General features: G+C 73.2%; 8 protein-coding genes. 6 read left to right on the plus strand and 2 right to left on the minus strand.

What is annotated here, in order from left to right; all coding sequences use genetic code 11:
• The first annotated feature begins 14 nt into the window (after nucleotides 1-14).
• Nucleotides 15-674, plus strand: a complete 660-nt coding sequence (locus E6P78_RS30610; RefSeq protein ID WP_136206887.1) for a trimeric intracellular cation channel family protein — start codon at nucleotides 15-17, stop codon at nucleotides 672-674.
• 73 nt (nucleotides 675-747) lie between these two features.
• Nucleotides 748-1,617, plus strand: coding sequence for a thioesterase family protein (locus E6P78_RS30615; protein ID WP_136206888.1), 870 nt, complete (start codon nucleotides 748-750; stop codon nucleotides 1,615-1,617).
• Between the two features lie 257 nt (nucleotides 1,618-1,874).
• Here the strand turns inward: E6P78_RS30615 and E6P78_RS30625 are convergent, their stop codons facing one another.
• Nucleotides 1,875-2,534 carry a TetR family transcriptional regulator gene (locus tag E6P78_RS30625; protein WP_136206889.1) on the minus strand — a complete coding sequence of 220 codons (660 nt, stop codon included), beginning with the start codon at nucleotides 2,532-2,534 and terminating at the stop codon, nucleotides 1,875-1,877.
• A 152-nt stretch (nucleotides 2,535-2,686) separates the two neighbouring features.
• Here E6P78_RS30625 and E6P78_RS32955 point away from each other — a divergent pair, with 152 nt between their 5' ends.
• From E6P78_RS32955 to E6P78_RS30635, 3 genes are all read left to right on the plus strand, one after another.
• Nucleotides 2,687-2,839 carry a hypothetical protein gene (locus tag E6P78_RS32955; RefSeq protein WP_168712742.1) on the plus strand — a complete coding sequence of 51 codons (153 nt, stop codon included), beginning with the start codon at nucleotides 2,687-2,689 and terminating at the stop codon, nucleotides 2,837-2,839.
• Between the two features lie 61 nt (nucleotides 2,840-2,900).
• Nucleotides 2,901-3,275: a DUF4190 domain-containing protein gene (locus E6P78_RS30630; RefSeq protein WP_136206890.1), complete on the plus strand. Its 375-nt coding sequence runs from the start codon at nucleotides 2,901-2,903 to the stop codon at nucleotides 3,273-3,275.
• 85 nt (nucleotides 3,276-3,360) lie between these two features.
• Nucleotides 3,361-4,530: a cysteine desulfurase family protein gene (locus tag E6P78_RS30635; protein ID WP_136206891.1), complete on the plus strand. Its 1,170-nt coding sequence runs from the start codon at nucleotides 3,361-3,363 to the stop codon at nucleotides 4,528-4,530.
• Nucleotides 4,531-4,550: 20 nt separating this feature from the next.
• On the opposite strand, the gene E6P78_RS30640 is transcribed toward E6P78_RS30635, so the two are convergent.
• Entirely contained in the window at nucleotides 4,551-5,231 is a 681-nt protein-coding gene (locus E6P78_RS30640; protein WP_136206892.1) for an N-acetylmuramoyl-L-alanine amidase, read from the minus strand.
• A 61-nt stretch (nucleotides 5,232-5,292) separates the two neighbouring features.
• Here E6P78_RS30640 and mnmA point away from each other — a divergent pair, with 61 nt between their 5' ends.
• Complete coding sequence (mnmA, locus tag E6P78_RS30645) at nucleotides 5,293-6,423, plus strand: tRNA 2-thiouridine(34) synthase MnmA (protein WP_136206893.1); 1,131 nt, start codon at nucleotides 5,293-5,295, stop codon at nucleotides 6,421-6,423.
• Nucleotides 6,424-6,436: the final 13 nt, after the last annotated feature.

Raw genomic sequence — 6,436 nt, forward strand, 5'->3', positions numbered from 1 at the left:
GGCACAATTGTCCGGTGCTCAACGAACTGTTCACGCCCTCCGTCCAGCATGCGCTCGACATCGTCGGGATCTTCGTCTTCGCGATCTCCGGCGCTCTGCTCGCCGTACGCAAGAACTTCGATGTCTTCGGCATCGCGGTGCTCGCCGAGGTGACCGCGCTGGGCGGAGGGCTGTTCCGTGATCTGATCATCGGTGCGGTGCCGCCGGCCGCCTTCACGGACCTGGGGTACTTCACCACCCCGCTGCTCGCGGCCGGCCTGGTCTTCTTCCTGCACCCGCACGTGGAGCGCATCCAGGTCGGCGTCAACGTCTTCGACGCGGCCGGTCTCGGCCTGTTCTGCGTCACCGGCACGGTGAAGGCGTACGACTACGGCCTCGGTCTCACCTCGTCGGCCGCGCTGGGCCTGGCCACGGCGGTCGGCGGCGGTGTGCTGCGGGACGTCCTGGCCAACGAGGTGCCGTCGCTGCTGCGCTGGGACCGGGACCTGTACGCGGTGCCCGCCATCGTCGGGGCCACCATGATCGTGCTCTGCATCCGCTTCGACACGCTCAACGCCCTGACCAGCGGCGCGGCGGTGATCACCGCGTTCACCCTGCGGCTGCTCGCGCTGCGCTTCCACTGGCGGGCCCCGCGCGCCTACAACCGGCGCTCGGCGCGGGCGGACGAGGGGTAGCCGGGCCGGAGCCGTACCACTCGGTGACGTAAAAAGCTACCGCTCAGTAATACAATCGGTGTACCGTGCCTTCATGTCACAGGCAGCAGACCGGGCGGCGGCGCAGACCGCTCAGGCAACCATCGGGGACAGCGAGTTCGACCGGGACACCGCCGTCACCCTTCGCGAAGAAGGCGTCTACGACGCGCAGCTCTCGGCGGGCTGGACGATCATCCACGCCGTCAACGGCGGCTACCTGCTGGCGATGCTCGGCCGCGCGCTCGGCGAGGCCCTGCCGCACTCCGACCCGTTCTCCGTCTCCGCGCACTACCTGACCGCGTCCGTGCCCGGCCCCGCGGTGATCCGCACCGAGACCGTCCGCACCGGCCGCACCCTGTCCACCGGGCAGGCCTCCCTCTTCCAGTACGCCGAGGACGGCACCGAGGTCGAGCGCATCCGCGTCCTCGCCACCTACGGCGATCTGGACGCGCTGACCGACGACGTCCGCACCGCGGCCAAGCCCCCGGCCATCCCGCCCCGCGAGCACTGCCTCGGCCCGAGCGACGGCCCGGCCCCCATCCCCGGCAGCTCCGCCATCACCGAGCGGCTCGACATCAAGCTCGACCCGGCGACGATCGGCTGGGCGATCGGGCAGCCGTCCGGCAAGGGCGAGATGCGCGGCTGGTTCGGCCTGGCCGACGGCCGCGACCCCGACCCGCTCTCCCTGCTGCTCACCGTGGACGCGCTGCCGCCGACCTCGTTCGAGCTGGGGCTCAAGGGCTGGACCCCGACCATCGAGCTCACCACCCACATCCGCTGCCGCCCGGCCCCCGGCCCGCTCCGCGTCTCCATCACCACCCGCAACCTGGCGGGCGGCTTCCTTGAGGAGGACGCGGACGTCTGGGACAGCGCCGACCGCCTGGTCGCCCAGTCCCGCCAGCTGGCCCGCGCCCCACGCAGCTGACGCGGCGGCGCCGGTCCGGGGGCGCCGGTCCGGGGGGCGCCGGTGGACCGGCGGGGTTGGGGTGACCCCGCGGGTCCGCGTGCCCCCGGACGAACACCCGGTGGTCCTGCGCCGGCGCGTGTACCACCCCGCGCCGGACGTACGAGGAGAAGGGCGTCCCGTGCGCCAGGGCGACGGGCGGTGCGCCGGTCCGGCCGGGGGCGGCCCAGCGGACCTCCCCGGCGGAGCTGTCGCACGTGCGGTCCAGGACCCGGGCGTCATCGCCCATGACCGCCCGCCCGGGGCGCGACCCCGGGTGGGCCGTCCAGCCAGTGCAGGGCGCCGAGCGTGATCAGCCGGAGGCGGCGCCGGGCGACGCGGGCCACCCGCGCGGCGCCGTCCGGGCCCGCGTCCAGTATCGCGGAGGCGGTGACCACCATGTGGTCCACGTAGAGGCCGCCCAGCATCAGGAGGTCCTCCTCGGCCCAGCCCTGCGACTCCGGTTCCGTCGCGAGGGCCGCCGCCACCTCCTCGGCGAACAGCTGGAGCTGGGCCGCGATGGCCTCGCGGACCGGGCCGACCCCGCCGTGCTGCTCGCGGGCGATGAACCGGAAGTGGGCGGGCTGCTCACGCACATGACGGGCGATCAGGCCGACGCTGCGGTCCAGTCGGACCTCGCTGTCCCCGGTCTCGGTGAGTATCGCGCCGATCATGCCGTGCAGGCTGCCCAGCGTCTGTTCGACCAGGGCCACGCCGAGCGCGGGGATGCTCTCGAAGTGCCGGTAGAAGGCGGTGGGCGTGATGCCCACCGCCCGGGTCACCTCACGCAGGCCCAGGCTGCTCAGGCTCTGGTGCTCCAGCAGCCCGAGGGCGGCGTCCAGCAGCGCCTGGCGCGTCTTCAGCTTCTGGCTCTGGCGGATGCCGGCGGTGTGACTCATGCCATTCAGTAAACAACTGTTCTCTGGGACGGGGAAGGGTCGTACAGGTTTAGGCTGAGGAGTCAGTGAACACTCGTTCTCTGAAACGACTGTTCCCTGAATGACTGCTCTCCGAATGGTCCGGGACACACATACACACGGAAAGGCCGCACATGATCGCCCTCGTCGCCGCCCTGCTCCTCCTGGGGATCGTGCTGGGAGCGGTGGCTCAGATTCCCCTTCCGCTGACGCTCGTCCTCGGTGCCCTGATCGGCTGCTGGCTGATTGTCTTCGCCGTACGCGAACGGACTCACCGCTCGCAGTGACGGCCGCCCCCGGTCCGTACCGCAGGCCTCGCATCGCCTCGTACCCGAAGGAGACCGCGCCATGACGCACACCGCATACGCCCGTCGCACCACGTCCGAGCCCGAGACCGCTCCCGCGACCGGTCCCGAGCCCCGCACCGGCGCCGCGCCCGGGCCCGAAGCCGATGGTGCTCAGGCCGCCCCCGCCCGCCGGCGCTCCACGCGGGACGCCGACGCGCTCGCCGTCGCCTCCTTCGTGCTGGGGCTCGTCGGGCTGCTCGTGATGAACATCCTGCTCGGCCCGGCCGCCATCGTCATGGCGCTCGTCGCCCTGGCCCGCTCCACCGCCCGCCGAGGCCGCGCCTTCCTCGGCCTCGCGCTCGGCATCGCCGACCTGGTGGTCCTGGCCCTCCTCGTCACCGGAAACGGCCTCGTCGCCTGGAGCTTCGGCGGCTGACCGGCGCCGCCGTACGCGATGCGCGGCCCGGGACCCCATGCGCCCGGCGTACGCCCCGCCGCGGGCTCGTAGAATCGAGCCCACCATGGCTTACCTCGACCACGCCGCGACCACGCCGATGCTTCCGGAGGCGATCGCGGCGATGACCGCGCAGCTCGCCGTCACCGGCAACGCGTCCTCACTCCACGCCGCCGGGCGCCTGGCCCGCCGTACCGTCGAGGAGTCCCGAGAATCCCTCGCCGACGCCCTCGGCGCACGCCCCAGCGAGGTGGTGTTCACCTCCGGCGGCACCGAGTCGGACAACCTCGCGGTGAAGGGCCTGTACTGGGCCCGCCGCGACGCCGACCCCCGCCGCACCCGGGTCCTCGCCAGCCCCGTCGAGCACCACGCGGTGCTGGACGCGGTCGACTGGCTCGCCGCCCACGAGGGCGCGAACGTCGAATACCTCCCCGTCGACGCCTACGGGCGCGTCCACCCCGAGGCGCTGCGCGAGGCGGTCCTCCGCGACCCCGACGACCTCGCGCTGATCACCGTGATGTGGGCCAACAACGAGATCGGCACCGTCCTGCCGGTACGCGAGCTGGCCGCGGTGGCGCGCGAGTTCGACGTACCGATGCACGCGGACGCGGTGCAGGCCTTCGGGCAGCTGGACGTGGACTTCGCCGCGTCCGGGCTGGCCGCGATGACGGTGAGCGCGCACAAGATCGGCGGCCCGTCCGGCGTCGGCGCGCTGCTGCTGGGCCGCCAGTACACCCCGGTGCCCGTCCTGCACGGCGGCGGTCAGGAACGCCACGTCCGCTCCGGCACCCTGGACGTGCCCGGCATCGCCGCGTTCGCCGTCGCCGGACGGCTCGCCGCCGACCGGCGCGAGGACTTCGCCCGGGAGATCGGCGGGCTGCGCGACCAGCTGGCGGACGCCGTCCTGGCGCAGGTCCCCGACGCCCTGCTCGGCGGCGACCCGGCACCCGGCGGGCGGCTGCCGGCCAACGCGCACTTCACCTTCCCCGGCTGCGAGGGCGACTCGCTCCTGCTGCTGCTGGACGCCCAGGGCATCGAGTGCTCGACCGGCTCCGCCTGCACCGCCGGGATCGCCCAGCCCAGCCACGTCCTGCTCGCCACCGGCACCGGCCCGGACCTGGCCCGGGGCACCCTGCGCTTCTCGCTCGGCCACACCTCCACCAAGCAGGACGTCGAGGACGTGGCCCGCGCGATCGGCCCGGCGGTCGAACGGGCCAGGACGGCGGGACTGAGCTAGGGGGTTCGTTCCGACACGACCTAGGACTTCTCGGACGCCGGTGCCGAGGCCGCGCGCCGGACCAGCTCCATGTAGCGGTCCCAGTCCCAGCCCCGGCCCGGGTCCGTGTGGTCGGCCCCCGGCACCTCCACGTGCCCGATGATGTGCTCGCGGTCCACCGGAATCCCGTACCGGCCGCAGATCGCCGCCGTGAGCTCGGCGGACGCCCCGTACATCGCGGCGGTGAAGTCCTGGGGGCGGTCCACGAAGCCCTCGTGCTCGATGCCCACGCTGCGCTCGTTGTACGAGCGGTTGCCCGCGTGGAACGCCACGTCCAGCTCGCGGATCATCTGCGTCACATGGCCGTCCCTGCGCACCACGTAATGGGCGGCCGCCCGGTGCTCCGGGTCCTGGAAGGCACGGACCGCGCTGCTGAAGCTGCCCTGCGTGACATGGATGACCACACGGTCGACGGCGTAGTCGTCGGGGCGGTCCGCCCGCCGCCAGTTGGCGTCGGACGCGGCCGTCCACTCGGCGCGCGCGTAGTCCACGGCGCCCGGCGTGCGCGGCTTCTCCACGCCGGGCAGCCGCCACCAGGCCCGCTTCAGCCGGTCCCGCGCCAGCGCCGCCGTACCCACGGCCGTGACGGCGCCGCCGATCAGCACCGAGCGCCGGCTGATCCCGGTCCCGGTGCCGGACCCCGCCGTCCCCTTGGTACCCATGTGACGGACAACGCTTATCCGTGAGCTTTCGGTTCCCGCCCCCACGTACCCTGGGGGAGCTATGACTGAGACTCCCCAGCGCCCCCTCCGCGTGCTCGCCGCCATGTCGGGCGGTGTCGACTCCGCCGTCGCCGCGGCCCGCGCCGCCGAGGCGGGCCACGACGTGACCGGTGTGCACCTCGCCCTCTCCGCGAACCCGCAGTCCTTCCGGACCGGCGCCCGCGGCTGTTGCACCATCGAGGACTCCCGCGACGCCCGCCGCGCCGCCGACGTCATCGGCATCCCGTTCTACGTCTGGGACCTGGCCGAACGCTTCCGCGAGGACGTCGTGGAGGACTTCGTCGCCGAGTACGAGGCGGGGCGCACCCCCAACCCGTGCCTGCGCTGCAACGAGAAGATCAAGTTCGCCGCGCTCCTCGACAAGGCCCTGGCCCTCGGCTTCGACGCGGTGTGCACCGGGCACTACGCCACCGTGGTCCTCGCCGAGGACGGCAGCCGGGAGCTGCACCGCGCCTCGGACATGGCCAAGGACCAGAGCTATGTCCTCGGCGTCCTGGACGAGCGCCAGCTCGCCCACGCGATGTTCCCGCTCGGCGACACCCTCACCACCAAGGACGAGATCCGCGCCGAGGCCGAGCGCCGGGGCCTCGCGGTCGCCAAGAAGCCCGACAGCCACGACATCTGCTTCATCGCCGACGGCGACACCCAGGGCTTCCTCGCGGACCGCCTCGGCGGCAAGGCGGAGGGCGACATCCTGGACGAGTCCGGTACGAAGCTCGGCACCCACGAGGGCGCCTTCGGCTTCACCATCGGCCAGCGCAAGGGCCTGCGCATCGGCCACCCGGCCCCCGACGGCAAGCCGCGCTACGTCCTGGACATCTCCCCGGTGAGCAACACCGTCACGGTCGGCCCGGTCGAGGCCCTCGACGTCACCGCGCTCACCGCGATCAAGCCCCGCTGGTGCGGCACCCCGCCCTCCGGCCCGGGGACGTACACCGCCCAGCTGCGCGCCCACGGCGGCGAGACCGAGGTCACCGCCGAGCTGACCGACGCCACCCTCCACGTCACGTTCACCGAGCCGGCCCGGGGCGTGGCCCCCGGCCAGGCGGTCGTGCTCTACGACGGGACGCGCGTGGTCGGCTCCGCGACGATCGCGACGACGGTGCGCCGGGAGCGGGCGGCGGCGAGCTGAGAACCGCGCGGGG

The organism is Streptomyces sp. A0958 (assembly GCF_004795035.1).
Classification (GTDB): Bacteria; Actinomycetota; Actinomycetes; order Streptomycetales; family Streptomycetaceae; genus Streptomyces.

What these genes read in the sequence shown, in the direction of transcription:
- E6P78_RS30615 (WP_136206888.1), top strand. Translation starts at nt 748, where the DNA reads ATGTCACAGGCAGCAGACCGGGCGGCGGCGCAGACCGCTCAGGCAACC.
- E6P78_RS30625 (WP_136206889.1), bottom strand. Translation starts at nt 2,534, where the DNA reads ATGAGTCACACCGCCGGCATCCGCCAGAGCCAGAAGCTGAAGACGCGC.
- E6P78_RS32955 (WP_168712742.1), top strand. Translation starts at nt 2,687, where the DNA reads ATGATCGCCCTCGTCGCCGCCCTGCTCCTCCTGGGGATCGTGCTGGGA.
- E6P78_RS30630 (WP_136206890.1), top strand. Translation starts at nt 2,901, where the DNA reads ATGACGCACACCGCATACGCCCGTCGCACCACGTCCGAGCCCGAGACC.
- E6P78_RS30635 (WP_136206891.1), top strand. Translation starts at nt 3,361, where the DNA reads ATGGCTTACCTCGACCACGCCGCGACCACGCCGATGCTTCCGGAGGCG.
- E6P78_RS30640 (WP_136206892.1), bottom strand. Translation starts at nt 5,231, where the DNA reads ATGGGTACCAAGGGGACGGCGGGGTCCGGCACCGGGACCGGGATCAGC.
- mnmA (WP_136206893.1), top strand. Translation starts at nt 5,293, where the DNA reads ATGACTGAGACTCCCCAGCGCCCCCTCCGCGTGCTCGCCGCCATGTCG.